This is a genomic window from Pseudodesulfovibrio piezophilus C1TLV30, from assembly GCF_000341895.1.
In the GTDB taxonomy this organism is placed as follows: domain Bacteria; phylum Desulfobacterota; class Desulfovibrionia; order Desulfovibrionales; family Desulfovibrionaceae; genus Pseudodesulfovibrio; species Pseudodesulfovibrio piezophilus.
The window spans coordinates 3,301,416-3,321,788 of record NC_020409.1 but is presented as its reverse complement, the minus strand read 5'-3'; the positions used below and the strand labels follow the sequence as shown (position 1 = coordinate 3,321,788).

Annotated in this window: 20 protein-coding genes; 10 read left to right on the top strand and 10 right to left on the bottom strand. The window is 50.4% G+C overall.

Annotation, left to right across the window (positions count from 1 at the left end; all coding sequences use genetic code 11):
• Positions 1–617 precede the first annotated feature (617 nt).
• Positions 618–1,148 (top strand): hypothetical protein, encoded by a 531-nt coding sequence (locus tag BN4_RS15320; protein ID WP_015416325.1) that lies wholly within the window; start codon positions 618–620, stop codon positions 1,146–1,148.
• 172 nt (positions 1,149–1,320) lie between these two features.
• On the opposite strand, the gene BN4_RS15315 is transcribed toward BN4_RS15320, so the two are convergent.
• The 4 genes from BN4_RS15315 to BN4_RS15300 all read right to left on the bottom strand — a co-directional run bounded on the left by BN4_RS15315 (position 1,321) and on the right by BN4_RS15300 (position 4,155).
• Positions 1,321–1,656 (bottom strand): tRNA-binding protein, encoded by a 336-nt coding sequence (locus BN4_RS15315; RefSeq protein WP_015416324.1) that lies wholly within the window; start codon positions 1,654–1,656, stop codon positions 1,321–1,323.
• Between the two features lie 80 nt (positions 1,657–1,736).
• Positions 1,737–2,543, bottom strand: coding sequence for an AraC family transcriptional regulator (locus BN4_RS17365; protein WP_015416323.1), 807 nt, complete (start codon positions 2,541–2,543; stop codon positions 1,737–1,739).
• A 119-nt stretch (positions 2,544–2,662) separates the two neighbouring features.
• Positions 2,663–3,121 (bottom strand): hypothetical protein, encoded by a 459-nt coding sequence (locus BN4_RS15305; protein WP_015416322.1) that lies wholly within the window; start codon positions 3,119–3,121, stop codon positions 2,663–2,665.
• Entirely contained in the window at positions 3,121–4,155 is a 1,035-nt protein-coding gene (locus BN4_RS15300) for a 4Fe-4S dicluster domain-containing protein (RefSeq protein WP_015416321.1), read from the bottom strand. Before BN4_RS15300 ends, BN4_RS15305 begins: the two co-directional genes overlap by 1 nt.
• Before the next feature lie 378 nt (positions 4,156–4,533).
• Here BN4_RS15300 and BN4_RS15295 point away from each other — a divergent pair, with 378 nt between their 5' ends.
• Positions 4,534–5,868: a citrate synthase gene (locus BN4_RS15295; RefSeq protein ID WP_015416320.1), complete on the top strand. Its 1,335-nt coding sequence runs from the start codon at positions 4,534–4,536 to the stop codon at positions 5,866–5,868.
• 244 nt (positions 5,869–6,112) lie between these two features.
• Positions 6,113–6,877: an NAD kinase gene (locus tag BN4_RS15290; RefSeq protein WP_015416319.1), complete on the top strand. Its 765-nt coding sequence runs from the start codon at positions 6,113–6,115 to the stop codon at positions 6,875–6,877.
• Between the two features lie 93 nt (positions 6,878–6,970).
• Here the strand turns inward: BN4_RS15290 and pstA are convergent, their stop codons facing one another.
• Genes pstA through BN4_RS15275 form a run of 3 tightly spaced genes read right to left on the bottom strand, consistent with a single transcriptional unit; the run spans position 6,971 to position 10,477 of the window.
• Entirely contained in the window at positions 6,971–8,131 is a 1,161-nt protein-coding gene (gene pstA / locus BN4_RS15285; RefSeq protein ID WP_015416318.1) for a phosphate ABC transporter permease PstA, read from the bottom strand.
• 9 nt (positions 8,132–8,140) lie between these two features.
• Positions 8,141–9,376: a phosphate ABC transporter permease subunit PstC gene (gene pstC, locus BN4_RS15280; protein ID WP_015416317.1), complete on the bottom strand. Its 1,236-nt coding sequence runs from the start codon at positions 9,374–9,376 to the stop codon at positions 8,141–8,143.
• 57 nt (positions 9,377–9,433) lie between these two features.
• Positions 9,434–10,477 carry a PstS family phosphate ABC transporter substrate-binding protein gene (locus tag BN4_RS15275; RefSeq protein ID WP_015416316.1) on the bottom strand — a complete coding sequence of 348 codons (1,044 nt, stop codon included), beginning with the start codon at positions 10,475–10,477 and terminating at the stop codon, positions 9,434–9,436.
• Positions 10,478–10,720: 243 nt separating this feature from the next.
• Between BN4_RS15275 and BN4_RS15270 the strand changes: the two genes are divergently transcribed.
• A complete protein-coding gene (locus tag BN4_RS15270) occupies positions 10,721–11,899 on the top strand; it encodes a hypothetical protein (protein WP_015416315.1) in 1,179 nt (392 codons plus the stop codon).
• Between the two features lie 52 nt (positions 11,900–11,951).
• Here the strand turns inward: BN4_RS15270 and BN4_RS17360 are convergent, their stop codons facing one another.
• The 3 genes from BN4_RS17360 to BN4_RS15255 are packed head-to-tail and all read right to left on the bottom strand — an operon-like array spanning position 11,952 to position 14,467.
• On the bottom strand, positions 11,952–13,280 hold the full coding sequence (locus BN4_RS17360; RefSeq protein WP_015416314.1) for a sensor histidine kinase: 1,329 nt from the start codon (positions 13,278–13,280) through the stop codon (positions 11,952–11,954).
• Positions 13,249–14,079: a response regulator transcription factor gene (locus BN4_RS15260; protein ID WP_231856549.1), complete on the bottom strand. Its 831-nt coding sequence runs from the start codon at positions 14,077–14,079 to the stop codon at positions 13,249–13,251. Before BN4_RS15260 ends, BN4_RS17360 begins: the two co-directional genes overlap by 32 nt.
• On the bottom strand, positions 14,009–14,467 hold the full coding sequence (locus tag BN4_RS15255) for a Spy/CpxP family protein refolding chaperone (protein ID WP_015416312.1): 459 nt from the start codon (positions 14,465–14,467) through the stop codon (positions 14,009–14,011). Before BN4_RS15255 ends, BN4_RS15260 begins: the two co-directional genes overlap by 71 nt.
• A gap of 224 nt (positions 14,468–14,691) precedes the next feature.
• On the opposite strand from BN4_RS15255, the gene BN4_RS17575 reads away from it, so the two are divergent.
• From BN4_RS17575 to BN4_RS15230, 6 genes are all read left to right on the top strand, one after another.
• On the top strand, positions 14,692–14,901 hold the full coding sequence (locus tag BN4_RS17575) for a hypothetical protein (protein ID WP_083863121.1): 210 nt from the start codon (positions 14,692–14,694) through the stop codon (positions 14,899–14,901).
• A gap of 169 nt (positions 14,902–15,070) precedes the next feature.
• Entirely contained in the window at positions 15,071–15,511 is a 441-nt protein-coding gene (gene ccsA / locus BN4_RS15250) for a cytochrome c biogenesis protein CcsA (RefSeq protein ID WP_015416310.1), read from the top strand.
• Between the two features lie 22 nt (positions 15,512–15,533).
• A complete protein-coding gene (locus BN4_RS15245) occupies positions 15,534–15,902 on the top strand; it encodes a hypothetical protein (protein WP_015416309.1) in 369 nt (122 codons plus the stop codon).
• Positions 15,903–16,108: 206 nt separating this feature from the next.
• Positions 16,109–16,453 (top strand): ArsR/SmtB family transcription factor, encoded by a 345-nt coding sequence (locus tag BN4_RS15240; RefSeq protein ID WP_015416308.1) that lies wholly within the window; start codon positions 16,109–16,111, stop codon positions 16,451–16,453.
• Between the two features lie 83 nt (positions 16,454–16,536).
• A complete protein-coding gene (locus tag BN4_RS15235) occupies positions 16,537–17,196 on the top strand; it encodes a flavodoxin family protein (RefSeq protein WP_015416307.1) in 660 nt (219 codons plus the stop codon).
• 516 nt (positions 17,197–17,712) lie between these two features.
• Complete coding sequence (locus BN4_RS15230; RefSeq protein ID WP_015416306.1) at positions 17,713–20,277, top strand: methyl-accepting chemotaxis protein; 2,565 nt, start codon at positions 17,713–17,715, stop codon at positions 20,275–20,277.
• Positions 20,278–20,373 lie beyond the last annotated feature (96 nt).

The following is a 20,373-nucleotide window of genomic DNA, read 5'->3' as shown; positions in this document are numbered from 1 at the left end:
TATTGTAATGGATGGGCTGATACTCCAGCCGCGCCCCGCTCTTAGCCGGAGCATTTCCAACTTGTCAATTTTATCCCCACACACCATCCACCTTTGTGGCAGGAGCAAGGCCAGACTGCAAAACATTTTGACAAGATTTTCGCTTACCCTCAATTGATTACAAGAAGAGGTACTCTTGAAACCAGCCTCCCATGAATATCGACAGACGTTCACACCAGGACAATTCGCCCACCACGATCAGAGCAATCCCAAATGTCCGGATTTATCGGAACCACATCACCACACATGGCGAAGAGGCTTCGGACATAGGGCTTCGGCTCTCCCTCGACCATTCCAAACGCTTTTTGACTGCTCGTATGCGATCTCACATAGGTCAGATCCACCTGTGTAAACGGCTCGTATGATTCATCGCCGACCATCCCAGGTGATAAGAACCGCCTGTGTTTTCATTACTGTCCCTTTTTGTGAGTGATGATACCCAAAATTCAATGCTCGACCAGGAAAACCGGAAAACAATTTCCAGCAATGGATCTGAACCCTCAAGAATCTGTTATATAAGAGGAAAAATGAATGGTATGCGCTTTGCTTCAGGTGAAACAATAAAGGAGGTGATTACAATGTTCAGAGTAATGCTGGTATGTTTTTCTACGATTCTGCTCTCCACAAGTCTGGCATTTGCCACAGTTGATAACACCGGGATGTATGGGGTCTATACAGGTACCCTGTTCTCGACTGCCGCATCCACGGAGCTGACTATCGAGATAGGAGATGATATCTCGCATCACTCTCTCTCTGGAACCGACTTATATGTCTATGTCGCTCCAGACACCGCATCATGGGGAGGGGTGTGGACCAGTTCCTCGGATTGGATCAGCTACTTTGGGGTCAACACAGGTTTTGCCGACTCTGTTGTCTTTGCGCAGGATACGGCCGATTGGCTTACCAGTGGACTCGTGACATTCGACAATGCTCTCAGCTTTCTCCTGACCGGAAGCATCCACTATAAATATGGCTCGGGGGATATCGGAACACACTTTTATTCCGGCACCTTTACCCGCGCCACCCCACTCCCAGGCGCTCTCTTCTTACTTGGCTCGGGCCTTCTCGGGCTAGCAGGCATTCGCCACCGATTCTTCGGAACACTTTAGATCCATCACAGGACCGTCATCCACCATGAATGACGGTCCCGGATTGTTCACACATCGCAGTTTGATTCACTGCAGATGAAAAGTATTCCCCCGATCACCGGCCCCCCCAGCGCACCCCACACTTTCAGTGTGGCGAGAATGGCCCTTAGTCCAAGCGAACAATCGAGTAGAATCACCCGAGTTTGAGTCCATTGGAAACTGGCTTATCCGGCACAGCAAGCACTACTCCGTCCTCACGATAAAAGCCTGTGACCAGGCAGTGAGACTTGATGGGACCTATCTGTTTGGGCGGGAAGTTCACAACCGCCACAACCTGCTTTCCGAGCAATTCCTCCGGGGAATACAGGGCCGTGATCTGTGCGCTGGATTTACGCATTCCGATTGCTTCGCCAAAATCGACCCAAAGAATATAGGCGGGATTCCGTGCCTCGGGAAAAGATTCCACTTTTTCAATGGTTCCCACCCGCAATTCCACTTTTTCAAAATCATTCCATTCAATAGTTGCCATCTTTTCCTCCAACAGTGTGCATTGAACTCCTGAGTGCTAACACACCTCATGAGACTGATCTTGTACGGAATTGATCTCTTTCATGATATCTGCTTGCGATACTGCCCTGGTGTCAGGCCGAACCGAGTCCGAAAACGACGAGTGAGATGACTTTGATCGGTCAGGCCGACTTCCTGAGCCGCCTGCCCGATCCCGACGCCGTGATTCAAGAGTGTTCTGGCTCGAGCAAGCCGTAATTCCATAAGATACGCATGCGGGGGCAGCCCCATTTCGCGACGAAACAACCGAATAAGATGACATGGGGAACAATGGCAGTACTCCGCCAGAATCTCGAGACTGAAAGACTCGGCAAAGTGCTCATGCATGAACTCTCGGGCCAGTCGCACCTTGGCCGGGGCTCGCAGTTTCTCTTCCGGCAACACGGCTTCCCCATGACGTTTCAGCAGCAGGTAAAAGATCTCATGGAAGACTTCACCAGCCAGAAACGGATCATCTGTCTTCATGAGGACACCATGAAGAAAAGCCAATGCCTGACGACAGTGTTGATCCTTTTGCAAACGACTTCGAAAACCAGTGAGACGGCCGCCGCACCCTTGAACAAATGTCTGAAGAGTCTCCGGATCAACATAAAGTGATTCCAGCGTACGAAAATGCGTTATAGCATGATTGGCATGCACTTCACCCGGAGCGACTATGCCGAAACTGTCCGGTTGAAGGATGTCTGAAGCACCTCGAAGACTGACTCGCTCACCCCCTTCTCCATTGAACCAAAAGACGTACGCATCATGAATATGCGATGTAAACTCGAAGTGGGGGTCAGAAAGGCAGAGTAACTCCACCCCTGTCAATCCGGGGGGATGACGATATTCTATCAAGGACGAGTGCATGTCAGTTTCCTTGATACCAAAGTATCATGGCCATCCCTCATCAGTCCAGCCACGCTGAGGCGCCTACCGAATCAGAACCTCATTCCCTAAGTGAGAAATGGGCACTGGCGAGGTGGGAATCATCGGCCCCTCATATATCTGGAGCGCCCTTGGACTAAAGCGAGACACGCCACAAGCCCCATGACTATGAACAAGCCAAGGTGAACCCACTCTATCAGAAGAACGACTGTCGGATCGAATGTGACATCGGGAATATTCCGATAAACACGGAAGCCACCACTGAGGATCAACCCGCCAACAAGAACACACCGTACTCCTCCAAGACCTGTCAGAGTCACACGGTTCCGCCAGTATAAAAACCAGGTCACAACAACGACACCAAGAAGGAAAAGCAATAACGCGGCAAAAATGTAGTGGAGCTTGTGCACAAAATAGAAATCCCCAGTCCACCCCAAGCCCGGCAGCGTGGTCACATAATACCGTTTGGCAAGTGGCATCTGCATCAGTCCCGTTGCCGCAAGCCCGGCCATGAACAGCACGAAAAGGCGTGAAATCCAGGGTGATATAATTCTCTGCATCAGGGTGTGCCTCCCTGCTTCTTGGACCTTGGCAACGCTTTTTCCCGGTTGGAATACCCTGAATACAATCTGGCTCCGATTCCCGCCAAACCGGCCATCACACCAGCAATGGGAGCAAGCAGAGTTGCTTTCGCAAGGGTGGTTTCATCGCTCATGGAATCCGCAACGGGCTTTAAATGAGGCTTGCCTGCCCCCTTGTCCACACTTTCATTCAACACTTCGAACGGAACCGGCGACACGTAGAGGGTATTCGTGCCGCCATTTTCGTCAAGACCATAGATAAACCCATTCATTTCTTCAGCCAACGCCTTGGCTTGAACCACAATGTCCTTCCTGACACCTATGGTTTGGACATTTTCCGGGCATATTGAGATACAGGCAGGGAGCTCTCCCTTGTCGATGCGTTGATAACAGCGGTCACATTTGTACATAACCCCATTCCCGGCAAACCGCGGCATAAGATGCAGGTACAACCCCACACCGGATTGACGTTGAGGGATATGCCATGGGCAGACAGCCTTGCACTTGGCTCCTCCCATGCACAACCGGGCAGAAATCCGAGTTATGCCATTTGCCTGCTTTGCCGCCGCGCCAAACGGACAGAGGTGCGAACAGGGCGGGTTTTGGCAATGCATACATCGTCGAGGGAGAGTGATTTCAAAATCCTGTCCCTTGTACTGTCCTCGGGCCGTCTGAAGAAAAAGCCAGTTGTAGGGTGTCAAACGGTCATCCCTCTCGCGCTTATCAGACCAATCTTCAGGCTTTGCCCGACCGCGAGGATGCATTTCCGGGAAAGGCTTGACTGGCTCAGGAAATTTGACGGCATTCGATTCCCGACATGCGGCAACACACTCGCCACAGCCAATACATTTTGAGAGATCAAGCAGCGTTGCCAATTCCCCTTCTGATGCCGTTGACACCCGCTCCCGAGCCAGCGAATTTCCAGGGAGGAGCGCAGCAGCACTGCCCATACCGAATGCTTTGAGAAAACCTCTTCTGCTCACGCCCACAGAGGATTGTCGTTTCTTGTTCATTATTCACTACATTTTTGTTGAAGATGCAATGGCCCACCTCTACCCTCTCCCTTCGCGCATACCCTATGGGGGTATCTTGAGCGTGTCAACGAGTTTTCACATAGCCGATTGATCAAACAATCAAACACACTCGTTATCGACTGATCTTGCAGGCAAAATTGACCAATCGACCTCAATCATTCAAATTTTGTCACTTCAGGAAAAACGCGATGATTGACTTTTCCCCCAATTTTGCTATTGTCCCCCAAGCTGAAATATTGATCTGCTCCCCATTTTTACATCTGTCGCATCGACGGGCCAAACGCTGAAATTTCTTTTGGCGCGAGGCATATTACCAAATATTATTTTGTATCTGATGCCGCGAGGGGGGCTCCACTTATGACATCAAGGGGTTTGACCATGCTGAAGGATAGCAAGGAAGGCAAAGGCAAGACCGCATATCTGATTCTGGACGGTACCACGTACGAACTACCGGTAATCGTCGGGACCGAAAACGAACACGCGGTCGATATATCATGTCTGCGCAAGGAAACAGGGTACGTGACGTATGATCCCGGATTCGGGAACACCGGCGCATGTACCAGTGCCATCACCTATGTTGATGGAGAGAACGGTATTCTCCGATACCGAGGATATCCCATCGAGGAACTGGCCGCCCAGGGGACATTCATCGAGACCGCCTATCTCTTGATCTTCGGCGCACTGCCGACGCGCAGTCAGCGCCAGGAATTTCGCGATTTACTCAGTGAACAAGAATTGCTGCACGAAGGATTGCGCCATCATTTCGAAGGATTTCCATCCAATGGACATCCCATGGCTATTTTGTCAGCTGTCATCAACTCTCTCGGCTGCTATCATCCCGACCTGCTCGAAATTACGAGTACCAATGATTTCCTGCGTGCTGCCGCCAAAATCATATCCAAAGTCAGGACCATTGCCGCGTGGTCCTATAGGAAAGCGCAAGGGCTCCCGTTCATGTACCCGGACCCAAAGCTGTCTTACTGCCGAAACTTCTTGCACATGATGCATTCGGTACCAAACAGGAACTTCGAACCAACGGACGCACAGGTTCGGGCATTGACACTTTTCTTCCTGCTCCATGCTGATCACGAACAGAACTGCTCATGCTCCACCGTGCGCATGGTTCAATCCACTGAGGCCAATCTTTTTGCCTCGGTATCCGCAGGTATCTGCGCTCTGTGGGGACGGTTGCACGGAGGGGCCAACGCCGGTGTCGTCAAGATGCTCGAAGATATCCGTGACGGGGAAGCGACTATAGGCCAATATATTGAGCGGGTTAAACGCAAGGAATGCCGTCTCATGGGATTCGGGCATCGTATATACAAGAGCTTTGATCCTCGTGCAAAGATATTGCGCCAGGCCGCACACGACATGCTCGACTCCATCGGGTATGATGATCCACTTCTCGACATTGCATTGGAACTGGCCGAGGTGGCTCTCAATGACGAATACTTTACTTCGCGTAAACTCTACCCCAATGTCGACTTCTACTCCGGTATCATCCTTCGCGCACTGGGTATCCCTGTGAATATGTTCCCGGTCATGTTCGCCATCGGACGGATGCCTGGCTGGATTGCTCATTGGAACGAGACAAATACCGATGGCACGACTAAAATTCACCGCCCACGCCAGATATATACAGGGCACGAATCCAGACCCTATATCCCCCTCGATATGCGTCTTGATCCCTGAGCATCACTTCAGGGTTCACGGCTTCTCTCGCTTTCAAACCAGAGCCATGAAACCTGTCTGTAACGATTATTCATCCCCCCCTCGCGCGAGACGCGAGGGGGGGAATTCGTATGAGGCTGATGCACTCTCATTTTCATGATATTTTTTTACCAATGAATTCAAGCTCCCTTTACCTTCCCTTTCATGCGGTGTAAGAATTTCCAAAGAAATCTTCTTCAGCCACAAGGATACATGGAACCGAACCATGGCATTTGACAAAATTGCATGCATAGCTTCCCGCTCTACCAAGGCACGAAAAGGACTTGAAAGCCTTGCCAAACGATATTCCTTTGTCCCGGTGGAAGAAGCTGACGTGATCGTTGCTCTCGGGGGAGATGGGTTTCTCTTGGCAACCATGCATGAGTACCTGCACTTCGGAGTGCCCATTTACGGCATGAACAGGGGCACCGTCGGGTTCCTGCTGAACGAATTCTCCCAGAATGCTCTGGAAGAAAGACTCAACTCGGCACAGGGACATACTCTCTACCCCTTGAAAATGACTGCGACGTCCTCTTCTGGACACAGGTTGACAGCCCTCGCTTTCAACGAAGTCGCGTTGCTTCGATATTCCCAACAATCTGCCCATATCCGGGTGAGTATCAATGGCCAAATCAGACTTGACCAGCTCATATGCGACGGAATCATGCTTGCCACACCGGCCGGATCAACTGCGTACAATCTTTCCGCTCGAGGACCAATCATCCCTCTTGGCTCCAACGTGCTCGCTCTGACCCCAGTCAGCCCATTCCGCCCTAGACGATGGGACGGAGCATTGCTCCCCCACACAGCCACAGTGGAATTCGACATCATCAACCATCAGAAACGCCCTGTCGGCGCTTCCGCAGATTCCTTTGAAGTCCGGGACGTCAATCACGTCATCGTGACGGAAGACACCAGCCAATATGCCACGGTCCTGTTCGATCCTGGCCATTCATTGGAAGAACGAATTTTCAACGAACAATTTTCCTGATTTAATTCTGAAAAACTTTCAAACGACTTGAAGACACCAAAGAGAGGCGCCCCACATGGGACGCCTCTCTTTGGTGTCTGAAGAGAACAGAGATTACCACTTGGTTTCGTGCTTATTCCTCATATGAATAGCGATACCGTTCATCACCAGCATGACAGCGAGGAGTACGATGATGCCTGCTGATGTCCGCTCGGTAAAGGCACGCATGGAATCGGATGACCATGTATATATCTGTGCAGGCAATACGGTCGCAGCACTGGTAAAGCCATCCGGCGCTTCAGGAATATATGCCATCATGCCGACGATCATCAACGGCGCGGTCTCACCAATCGCCCTAGCCAGCCCGATAATCGTACCGGTCAGGATGCCGGGCAATGACAACGGCAAGACATTGGTCATGACCATTTGCCACCGAGTAGCGCCCAGAGCAAGAGCACCTTCACGGATGGTGTCCGGGATGGCAAGAATGGAAGCGCGAGTGGAAATGATGATGACGGGCAACGTCATCAGAGACAGGGTCAACCCGCCAGCCAAAGCAGAGGATCGAGGTACCCCCATGAAGTTGATAAAAATGGACAACCCGAGCAAGCCAAACAGAATGGATGGAATCGCAGCCAAGTTATTGATATTGACTTCAATGACCTGCATCAACCGGTTATCAGGTGCGAACTCCTCCAGATAAATGGCTGTGGCAACTCCCAGCGGGAAACTGAAAAGGAGCGTAATAATCAAAACATAGAAAGAACCGACTGCTGCAGCCCAGATTCCGGCCATTTCCGGCAATTTGGAATCACCGTTAAAGAAAAAACCGTTATTGAAAGCGAGTCTGGCCCGCCCTTCGGCCCGCATTGTATCGACCAACTTGCGCTCGTCCTTTCTCAATCTATTGGGTTTTCCCTTGAGATATTGGTCAACTTCCGAGTCAGCCAAAATCCATTTTTCGACGGAAGTTCCCAAAAGCGAGCGGTCCTCCCGCATCTGATTGGGGATAAGGCGGGTCACTCCACGACTGACAAGATAACTGATATTATCATCAAAAGCATAATCCCCCATGGTTTTGGCATCTTCATTATAGTTCATTTCCACTCGCAACTCTGCCTGTTCAAAGGCAGACCAAGCAGTAGCGGTGATATCGGCAAAGAAGAAAACCAGAAACGCTCCTGCCATGAAAATAGCTGAGTAGGAGTATATCCTGAAACGTCTGTCGCGGTTGGCCCGCCCCTTCATTTTTTTATGATCCAGTATAAACGACATATTCTTCTCTTATTCGTATTGTTGACGGAATCGACGGATGACCACCAGGGAGATGACATTGAGGACCAGAGTAACCACCAGCAAGACAAGACCAAGCCCGAACGCGGACAACGTTTCGGGGCTGTCAAAAGCCTGATCGCCCGTAAAGGCATCGACAATCCGAACAGTCACTGTTGTCATCCCTTCAAGAGGATTCCATGTAAGATTTGCCCGCAAACCCGCAGCCATGACCACAATCATGGTCTCACCGACAGCTCGAGAGACGGCCAGCAAAAAAGCAGAAACAATACCGGGCAAAGCGGCTGGCAGGACCACGGTTTTGATCGTCTCCGAACGATAGGCTCCCATGGCGAGAGAGCCTTCTCTCAAAGCATTGGGAACCGAGGTGATGACATCATCCGACAAGGAAGAAATCAGAGGAATGATCATGACCCCCATGACCAGCCCCGGCGATAAGGCATTGGTGAAATCAGCCTGAAGTCCAAGATATTCTGCTATGTTGACCACAAGTGGACTGACGGTGATGGCAGCAAAGAAACCATAGACAACTGTGGGGATACCGGCCAAAATTTCCAAAGCAGGCTTGGCAACTTTTCTGAATGAAGGCGTTGCGTATTCTGCCATACAGATGGCTGAAAAGAGACCAACTGGAACAGCCACCAACATAGCAATGGCCGTAATCATGAATGTACCGGCAAAGAGAGGAATGGACCCGAAAACGCCTTGGACATCACTGCCGGTCACCGCTTCATCCGGGTTCCAGGTTGTTCCTGTGACAAAATCCCACAAGCTCACGATATCAAAAAACTTTATGGCCTCAAAGGTCACGGAAATAACAATGCCGATAGTCGTAAAAATGGAAACAAGCGAAGCAACGAATAACATTTTGACAATCAGTTGCTCCACAATGCTGCGCGCCTTGAGCCTTGGTTTGATGGTCTGAACCCCGAGCCAAAGTCCCAGAGCGGCGAAAAGGATACCTGTTGCCACAAAAGCTGTCCCCGGAACCTCGACCAGGCCGGAGAGCTGAAGCAGCACGGCGATAAATGACGCCAGAAGAGCCGGAGACAAGGTACAGATAATGGCGTACCATCCGTAGCTCCCTGGGGTGGAATGAAATTTTTCCCCTTCGTATTTGACCGAAAAGGTTTTCTTGGTCGCCAGGAAATAAGCGACGATGGACAACGGCACCAAGCCGCAGAGCAGATATAAAAGTATGCTTCCCGTAGTCACGGCAATCCCCATTAAGACGCCAAAAGAGACCGATCCTTACCGGATCGGTCTCATTCGAACGTTTCGTAATTAGTGCTTCAGGTCTTCCAGGGTCAGGTTCTTGTAGGAAAGGACATCTTTCTGAACTTGCTTGCGCAGGTCATCACCGAGGGGAACCAGACCGATACGCTTGAGTAATCCCTTGGGACCGATCATCTTATCGGACATGAACAACTCGATGTATTCCTTCATGCCAGGGACCTTATCCATGTGAGCTTTCTTGATGTAGAAGTACAAGGAACGGGAAATGGGGTACTCACCGTTGGCGATGGTGGTCGGCTCAGGAGAAACGCCATTGATCTTGGCACCGGAGATGCGATCGGAGTTTTCTTCCAGAAAGGAGTATCCGAAGATACCAAAAGCATTCTTGTCCTTGGTCAGTTTCTGAACGATCAGGTTGTCGTTCTCCCCAGCAGGAACATAGACTCCATCCTGACGAACGGATTCGTACTTGTCGGCTTTTCCTTTGGGAGAAACTGCAGCGTACAGGTCTTTATGCTTTTTGGCGAACTTTCCGAGGACCATTTCACCAAAGGCGTCGCGGGTACCGGAGGAGGTCGGCGGGCCGTAGAAAAGGATTTTACGATTGGGGAATTTTGCGTTGATCTGATTCCAGGTCTTGTAAGGATTCTTGACCAGTTTGCCATCCATTGGAACCATCTCTGCGACAGCCATGGCCAGCTCATCTTTGGTAAGAGAGAATTCCGGGTTTGCACCGTTCTGGGCAACCGCAATTCCATCGTAGCCGATCAAGGCTTCAGTGATCTCGGTGATGCCGACTTTCTGGTCCTTCTCGAACTCGGAAGCCTTCATGCGGCGTGAAGAGTTGGTAATGTCCGGGGTATCAAGACCGATACCTGCACCAAACAACTTGTGCCCGCCACCGGAGCCGGTGGATTCGACAACGGGAGACTTGAATTTGGTGGTAGCACCCAGTTCTTCAGCAACATAACTGGAGAAGGGGTAAACGGTGGAAGAACCGACGATCTTGATCTGATCGCGAGCCTGGGCCATGCCAGCGCCGAAAGCGACGATGGCAGCGGCGACAACGAGCATTTTCATAAATTTAGGCATTTAGCTGTCTCCTCAACAGGGTTATTGAAAAACGAAAATCCAATTTTGCTTGGGCAGACACTAGAGAAAGACTGTTACAGCACAATGTGCCGATTGTTACGCTTTGGTGACATGTAACAATTCCTGAACTGCTTGAGTTTTATAATTTTTCAAACTTCCCCTTACGTTCTCCTGTTTCCCAACCGATATGACATGTATCCCGTAAAAAGAGGGTCTGGAACACTTACTTTTGAGGAGTATCACGTGATTTACTTTCTCGGCAACTGCCAAGCAGATTTTCTCAGCCGGGCCATGGCGGCGCGTGGGCACGAAACCGTGTACAAGGTTCTTGCTTCGCCATTGACATATCCCAGCCATCCAGGACGTATACCTCCGTCCCTGGAAGAGATAGAATCACAATTCGGGATTGAGCCTTATCTCCATGGCCGAATATTGTCACACCAATTTTCCCCGTTGGATGCGAACAGCTCCGCTCCGGAACTCATTGTGCTGAGTCTTTTCCATGAAAACACCCCTCTTTTTCTGCATGATCGAGAGAAATATGTTTTCTTCATGGACCCCAGAGGATTAACTGACAATCCGGACCTGATGACGTGGGCACAAAACAACTGCAGGATGTTCAAACCCAACCCATCAACATATCTGGACAGATACCGGGAAATGCTGGTTCGCATCAGGGCGGAAAACCCCGGTGTTCCCATCGTCATTCTCGCCCGACTGTCCCATTACCCCGCCTTTGGACCAGACCCCTTTTCCTATCTGGATGGCTGGGGCACCTTGTGGATGAAAGGCAAGGCAATACTTTCAGCCTGGGAAAAAGCTTTTGATGACGTGCACATCCTTGACATGGACTCGGTCTTCGGCGGCATCTGGTCAGATTCCACCAAAAAAATCGAGGAGCACTGTCCCTTCCTCAAGATTCGCCTGGAAGAAAAAGACGGCCTTGTCACGTCCCTTCACGCCCGCCGCGATATTGAGCACATCGGACCAATGCCAGAGAGAATGGCTGTTAAACTGGAACATTTTCTCAAGACCGGGACCATTGAATACGGCCAGTCAGAGACCATCCCGGCCGAGTGGCAGCGACACTGGCGCATCACCTCTTTGGATATCCCTTCTGTGCAGGAAAAACTGAAATCAGGAGCCAATTATCATTGTGCCGAAGCAGTGGCTTCTTTTTTTCTGAATCTGGCAAAGGATCAGACAAAATTGCTGGTACAGGCAAAGGAAACGATGCCTGTTTGTCATATGACACTCCACATGGTCAAAGCCTATGGCCGCATTCAACGCAATCCGGCACTGGCGGAATGGTGTGACGCGCATAAAAAAGCAGCAATGCAGTTCACTGCAAACGGCCCACTCTATCAACAAGCCTATCTGGAAAGACTGGATGAGATGAAAGAAACCGCTTTGACCGGTTAATCGGAAGAGGAAAAAACTTGCTGCAACGAAGACAGCAGAGAAAGGACACGCTTTAGCCAGGAATGACGACTCGCATGGTCGTACCAACTCCCAATCGACTCTCGACCTTGATGACCACGCCATGGGCCTCGGCTATGGCCTGGCACATATACAATCCAAGACCATAGCCCCCGGTCCGGGGTGTCCGAGATTCATCGACCCTGTAAAAAGGTTCGAAAAGATGCTCCAAGGCGTCATCCGGAATACCTATCCCCTGATCAGACACTGAAAATTCTACACCCTCATCAGTGTGTGACAAGAGCAACTCCACTGGTGCGCTCTCCCGAGCTGAATATTTGATGGCGTTATCAATGAGGTTACTGATCAACACTTCCATCCGCAATCGATCAACGGTGGCGACGACCGGAATTCCGGGCGAGACAAACCTGACACCGGGAGGAGAGTCTCCATAGAGAGTCGCTGCATCGCTCAACAAATCCGCCATGTCTACGGATTCAAGATTGAGCGTCATGGTGTCATGCCGCATACGGGCGGCATCAAGCAGAATGGCGATCATCGTTTCCATTTGGCGAATGTCCTTGCAGATGGGGTCGATGTTGACGGCTTCACCCAACATAGCCAATCGAAGTTTGAGCCGAGTCAGTGGAGTCCGCAATTCATGACTGACCCCAAGAAGCAATTTTTGATGGCCGTCTATCAGGGATTCAAGACGGGCTGCCATTTGGTTAAAGGTCTCGGAAAGTTCTCTCAGTTCCCCGCTGCTCTTCTCAGGCACACGGCTTCCCAATTCTCCATCCCGAACAGCGGCCGCCCCCTTGGTCAACCACCCCACAGGGCGCAAAAGATACCGCACGGCAAGATACAGCGCGAACATGATCAGACATGTGCCGACCAGGGAAATAATCCCGTATGTATGCAGTGCGGCATTCTCCTCAGCCGTCGGGAACAAATCAAAGGTTATGCTCACATCCGGCGCAACAGGCACCTTGACTCGATAAAACCCATGGAGACTGGAGACTTCCATACCGTCAACAGCAAACCGCGGCTTCAGGAATCGATCCGGGAATCGTCTCTGCGTCTCACCGACCACAAAGGAAGTCGAACCATCCACAGTAATGCGCATGATGCGCTCTTCAGCCAACTGGCGCGCCACCGCAATGTCAGGGGGAACGCCAATCGCATTGGCCATGGACCGGGCATATTCCATGAGGCTTCTGTTAATGGTCGTCTCATGGCCGAATTCCAAACCAACATACAGAGAGTAAGTGATCACATTTATGCCAATGACAGCACAAAACATGACCGCCGCCAGACGAGTGAATAACGAACGGAAAACAAGACGAAGAAAATTAATCATGGTGCCCCTGAGCAATAAAGACATACCCCGCTCCCCAGACGGTTTTGATGAATGTCGGGGCTTTGGGGTCGTCACCAAGCTTCTGCCTGACCCGACTCATGGTAATATCAATGGACCTATTAAACGAGTCACTGTCCAATCCGCGTAATTCCTGCATCAGATCATCCCGACTGAACGTCTTTCCCGGTCTTCGCGCCAACAAGGCTAGGGCATTGAATTCCGTTGTCGTCAAACCAACATCCTTGTCATCCACTGAAGCTGCACGCAAATCAAAATCAATCCGCAGACGGCCAAATTCACCCATATCACGAACCGAGCCACGTTGACTGCGGCGCAATATGGACTGTATTCGAGCCACCAATTCACGAGGTTCGAAGGGTTTTGGCAAATAATCATCTGCGCCTATTTCCAGCCCTGCCACCCTATCCATGACATCACCCCGTGCCGTCAGCATGATAATCGGAGTCTCTGATTCCTGACGAATACGCCGACAAACCTCAAATCCGTTCATGCCGGGAAGCATGACATCAAGTATGACCAGATCCGGGGCGAGCATCTTGAATGTTTTCAATCCCTCCTCCGGATACCCTTCCGCATGGGCCACAAAACCGAATCCGCCCAGATACTCACGGAGCAAATCCTGCAAATCCGGGTCATCCTCAATGATCAAGATGGTGTCGGCCATAAACTCCCCTGATATTCGTAACGTTGCCACTGTCCACCACAATTGGTCCAGTGGCAACCGGGCAACACTACTTGCTGCCGTGCCACCCGTGCTTGCCATGTTCCATGATGAAGCGGCAAAGTTCCGTGCGCTGCTCATCGGTCAATGTTCCGTGGAAAGCCACCAATTCAGATTTTCCGATTTCCAACACACTGTGATACAGTTGCATTCGCTTGGCAATGATTGCTTCCACTGCGTCCATATCAAGTTCCTCATTGAGCATTTGCGTGGCAAGTTCCTTACGAAGAGCGTCAGCCTGCGGCCGCTGCTCCAATGCGGTCAACAACATCTTTTCGACAAGACCACTCAATTCTATCTGCTGTGAGTCTGTCAGGTTCAGCTTGTCATCGGCCTTGTCCACCACGAATTCCAAAAAAGCCGTGTTAATGGCTTCTCCATCAAACGGGCCTTTCATCGCAGCGTAGCGAGTACATGCCCCGATAACGGCGACACAAACTAACATTCCGATAATTATCACTTTTCTCATCACATACTCCTTGGTGTCTGATGGTTATTATTCTTTCCTTCTACCGAATATCAGCGCCCAAGGCTTTTCTTCTTAGCAACGAAATGTTTCCAAATGTTTCGAAGGGCAGGATACATCTTGTTACATCTCGTTGCAGACCTGAGAGGAATTCTTTTGCATCAGGTGTACTCTTTGCTCACGATTGACGACAGTCATAGCCACACCACACCACGGAGCAAATACATATGGATACGGAGAAACGTCCTCAAATGTCATGCGACACATGTCGATTTCGAGAAAAAGCAGAGAAGGCATCTGCGTCATTCCTCGGTAAAATATGGATTTGGCATACCCGGTTCTGTCCTGGCTGGAAACGCTACGTCAGGACAAAGTGGGAACATGGCGAAGCTGCGCCACCAGTTGGAAGTCTTCGCGGCTATTGGCAGAATCGCTAATGGGTGTCGTCTTCGGAACAACGGTGATTGCTGGGCTGCTGGGTCGTTTTCTGTATCGCAGATCGATCAAACGAAAACAGGAACCAAATCAAACACCATCCCATGACGGCAAGCATGGAGACCATCGCCCTGTGGCCCCCCAAGAGGATTAAGAGAGAAGGAAAGAGGGATGTCAAATCTACTGATTATTCATATCACGGCCTGCTCACTTGGCTATATTCTCTTCATGTGCGCCTTCATGATCGCCTGTGTTTACATTGGCAAAGAACGGGCGATCAAATCCAAGCGCATAAAACTGAGCAGTTCTTTTCCCTTCAGTCTCAACGAACTTGAACAGATGCTCTTTCTCTCACTGTCAATCGGATTCGCTTTTCTCTCACTAGGGATCCCTCTTGGCGTTTTGGCACAAAAAGCCATGTACGGCAGTGTAAACCTGACTTCGATCAGGCTGATACTCCCTTCTGCAATATGGCTTTTCTACCTATTGATTTTCATTTTCCGCTCGCTGACAGGCGTACGAGGCAAAACAACGGCCTACATGGCTGTCTACGGTTTCAATTGCACGGCATTCTCTTTTCTCATCGAGATGCTGCTGGCTCATGGATCATAAATAACAGAACAAGGAGTTTATAATGGCACACGTTCAACCCGAAATCCTGGAAAGTTTCAAATTGATGTGGAATCTGTATCCGTCACCGGTCTTCCTCGTCCACAAGGACAGGGATATCCTGGCAACCAATAAGGCGGCTCAAGGCTTGGGGATCAATGCTGGGATCAAATGTCACTCCCTGTGCGAAAACCAGAAAGTCTGCCCTGGATGCAAGGCCAATGTTTCCCTGAAAAAGAATGAAGGTGTCCGCCAACTCGCGTTCTCCAGCTATTCGAACATGTTCATGGATGGTTACTGGATTCCTGTCGATGGCGTTGACGACGTCTATGTCCACTTCGGCAATGATATCACTGAATATGTCAAACCCGAACTGTTGGAAGGACAAAAATAACAACGCGTCCCCTCTGCTTCAGCGCACATCTCCACCGCAGGAGAAGTGTAGGTCGCGAATCAAACCCCACTCCACCAAAGTGGGGTTTTCATTTATCAGCCTTCCACGCAAAACATTCTTGGACAAAGAATGGGAAGCATGGTCTATCCGCCCCGACGGACCTTCCTCCGTTGACAGCCACTGGAGAGCGACATAGTGTCCAGAACATGTCGAAGAAAACAGAGGACCAAACCGTTTCCTCCAAAACGGACGCAGACCTGGACAGAATGGCACGCATGTTCAAGGCGCTCTCCAATCCCCACCGTCTCCGTATATACAGTGAACTCGCAGCCTGCGTGCATGAGCCCATTACCAAACGGTTGCCGGAAGAATTTCAGAATTGCCAGTGCGGCTTTGCAGAGCGGCTCGGGCTGGCTCCTTCCACGGTCTCACACCATTTCAAGGAACTGCGTGAAGCAGGCCTTGTCCACATGAAGCGAGATGGCAAGGATGTCCTGTTTTGGGTCAATCAAGAAGCGGCCCGCAAACTTCGCCATATTCTTCACGGATAATTTTTTTGAGTTATTACTTCGAAGGTTTTCGATGTTTACAATCCACACAGCGACAAGCACGTCGCACAACACAAGGAGATACCATGAAAGTTCTCGCCTTTAATGGAAGTCCACGAAAGAAAAAATGGAATACGGTTACCATGCTGGAGCACACCCTCGAAGGGGCCAAAAGCGTTGGAGCAGAAGTCGAATTGATTCATCTCTACCCGTTGGATTTCAAGGGCTGTGCCAGTTGTTTCGCTTGCAAAAGGCATGACAGAAAACAGACCGGAGTGTGTGTTCTCAAAGACGAACTGGCACCAGTGCTTGAAAAAATCCGTGATGCAGATGCTCTGGTTGTCGGCACACCAGTTTATTTTGGCTCTGAAACAGCGTGTACCCGGACATTTTTGGAACGGTTACAATTCCCCTACCTGAATTATCAAAACTATGCCGATTCTCATTTTCCACGCCGCATTCCCACTGGCCTTATTTACACCATGAACATTCCTGAATCGATGATCGAACAGATGGGCTATGAAAGCATGTTTGAACGCACCCGCTCAAATCTGGAACGCCAATTTGGCGCATCTGAACTCGTCCTTGCCATGAACACGACCCAGTATGATGATTATGACAAATACGAGACCGGATTTGATAAAGATGAAAAAGCGCAGTATCGTGAGGCTGTTTTCGGCAAAGACTGTCGCCGCGCCTTCGAACTCGGCACACGCCTCGGTTCCGGGACAATTGAAACACAATAATCCTCTGGCCTGATTCGTTCATAAAACCGCGTGGAATTTTTCTTCCTCGCGGTTTTATGGTGCATGACATCTCCTGAGCTTTCACCGAAACAGCACTGTCTCTTGTTTCCCTGTTGCCAGCCGGATCACGCCGAAAACGATTCCTGCAAAGAGAAATCTCTCTCATTAAGAACACCTTTTCCACAACTCAACTCGAACACCCTTTTTTCATTGATTTTTTATACATGTAGTAATAAGAACTACACTATATCAGTAAGTTGGGTTGTGTTTTTTTTCACAATTTTTGAGAGAGAATTGTAGAAAATCCGACCATTTCCTCATTTTATTTGTTCCTTTTGGAACAATCCTCCATGTTCTGTACAGAAGACTTATCAACAGTATATCAGGTCTGAATATCTGAACATACGGACAAACTTGTCGCCGATTTCTGACTATTCCAGACGACGCTGACGCGAATGGACAAGTGACTCCCAAGGAGTTGCTTCAAATCCAAATGGCGACTGGAGGAGATCACTTATGAGTATCAAATATAAAATTCTGCTGCCTATTCTCCCCATGGTCCTTCTTGTGGGCGGGATCGGCTATTTTCTTCTCACCGGTCAATTCGGGGATCTGCGCGCTTCCTTTGCCCAGATGCTGGTCGGCGGAGTGGCCCAGACAGTGGAATTGAATACCGAAGAAGCCTCTGTCAGGGCGCTGGAAGAAGCCGCCTTATTCAGCCGAATGCCCTCGGTTATCCAAGCATTCAAGCTGGCCCATGAAGGAAATATTAACGCAGAAAGCGACCTGACAGTGCAACAGGCTCGTGACAATCTAAGGCACACTCTCGCCCCGGTTCTCTCGGGATACGACAAGACCCTCGGCGAAAAACTTCGCCTGCATTTCCATCTCCCCAACGGAAGAAGCCTGGTCCGCATGTGGCGTGACAAACAAGCCAAGCGAAACGGAAAGTGGGTTGATATCTCAGACGATATCTCCAGTTTCAGACAGACGGTCATTGACGTGAACAGAGATGGTAAACCTCGGCGCGGAATAGAGCCTGGCCGAGGAGGTTTCGCCATTCGTGGTTTGGCACCGGTTATTGACGCCACCGGGCACCAGCTCGGGTCCGTTGAAGTCTTGAAAAGCTATGAGGATGTCTTCAAATCGTTGCAAAAGGACGAAAACCAATTCTTTTCGCTCTATATGGACGCATCGCTTCTCTCAACCACAACAAAATTGCAGAACCCGAAACAATACCCCGTCATTGAAAACGCTTTTGTTCGTGTGGCTGGTAAAGAAAATTTGACAGTGAGCAACGCCATTACACTGGGAAATTTGCGCCGGGGGGTCAAAGAGCGATTTGTCACTGTTTCAGGCGATTACGCCCTAGCGTATCTTCCGGTGAGCGACTATCAAGGGCATCCCATAGGGGTCATCGCCCTGGCACAGGACATTTCTCTCCAAAACAGTATTCTCGACGGCGCAACCATGCTTGTGCTCGGCATCTTCCTGTTCTCTGTACTCATTCCCATTCTCTCTGTCCTCGGAGTTCTTCCCTTTGCCGTTTTCAAGCCGTTAAACCGAATCTGCCTCTTTGCGGAAGACGTCGCCAAAGGTAACCTGACACGAGACATGGAATCACATTCACAAGATGAACTTGGGTGTATCCGACAATCCGTGAGCCAGATCCCGGCCCGGCTTTCTGACCTCATCTCGGATTGCGAAGCCATTTCCGCCAAGGTTCGCAAGGGAAATCTGACAGCTCGAGGCGACGAGTCGAAATATGAAGGAGCTTATGCCCAACTGATTCGTAGTATGAATACCCTGGCAGAGACATTCACTGCCACTTTCGATACATTCCCATTCCCCATTTTCACTATCGATACCCAGTACAATCTCCTCTATGCCAATCGCACAACCAGCCAATATGCCGGAACCGACACCGTGTTGGTCGGTCACAAATGCCACGAAGTTTTCAATACCGACATCTGCCGAACGACCAACTGTATCTGCTCCAAAGCGATGCATGAAGTCCAGAGTGAAAGCAGTGCCATGCGTGCTAATCTGCAAACAGGCACCAAGGATATCAAGGGATATGCCATTCCCCTGCAAGGCGATAAAGGAGAAATAGCCGGGGCCCTTGAAGTCGTTGTCGATGAAACCGAAATCCTTGAATCCCAACGCACCATGCTTCATGTGGCAGGCGAGGCCAGACGTCTTTCCCAACGAATGGCCTCGGCATCGGGCCAACTTTCCGTACGAGTGGAGGAGTCACGACAGGGAGCCGATGAACAAAATGCACGGGCAACCGAGACTGCGACAGCCATGGAAGAGATGAATATCACGGTCCTGGAAGTCGCCCGAAATGCAAGCCAGGCTGCCCACAACGCCGAATTGGCGAGGAGTCAGGCCCATGAAGGGCACAGCATCGTTGACAAGGTTGTTTCGTCCGTCAACGAAGTGCGTCTCCTTGCCTCGGGCCTCAAGACAAACATGAGCGACCTCGGACTCCAAGCCGAGGGAATAGGTCGAATCATCACTGTCATCACGGACATCGCGGACCAGACAAACCTGCTTGCCCTGAATGCTGCCATTGAAGCGGCTCGGGCGGGTGATGCCGGTCGAGGTTTTGCGGTCGTCGCCGATGAAGTCCGCAAACTGGCTGAAAAGACCATGGTCGCCACGACGGAAGTCGGCAACGCCATCAAGGCAATTCAAGCCGTAACCCAACAAAATATAGCTGAAACAGATAAAGCGGCTACCGTTGTTGAAACGTGTTCCTCACTGGCGGAGACAGCTGGACAATCACTGGCTGAAATAGTCACGCTTTCACAGAATTCCTCGGAACAGGTTCAGGAAATAGCCATGGCAGCCAAGGAGCAATCCTCCACCTCGGAGCAGATCACGCAAGCCACGGAAGACATGCATCAGATTTCCCAAAACACGAGTGAAGCCATGACACAATCCGCCCAGGCATGTACCGAGCTCTCCAGGGTTGCGATGGAATTGAATGAACTCATAGCAAGCCTTAATCCAGAGACTGAAAATGAGGAGCCGTCATTCGCTGGAGTCAGCAAGACGCCCACTGTCATTGAGTAGTGGATTCTCCCTGTTTCTCATGCCGTCATTTTCGCAAAGCGGTTTGAAACACTCTTTGAAAAGACGTTTGACCGCCTGTGGCTCACATGCCCGATG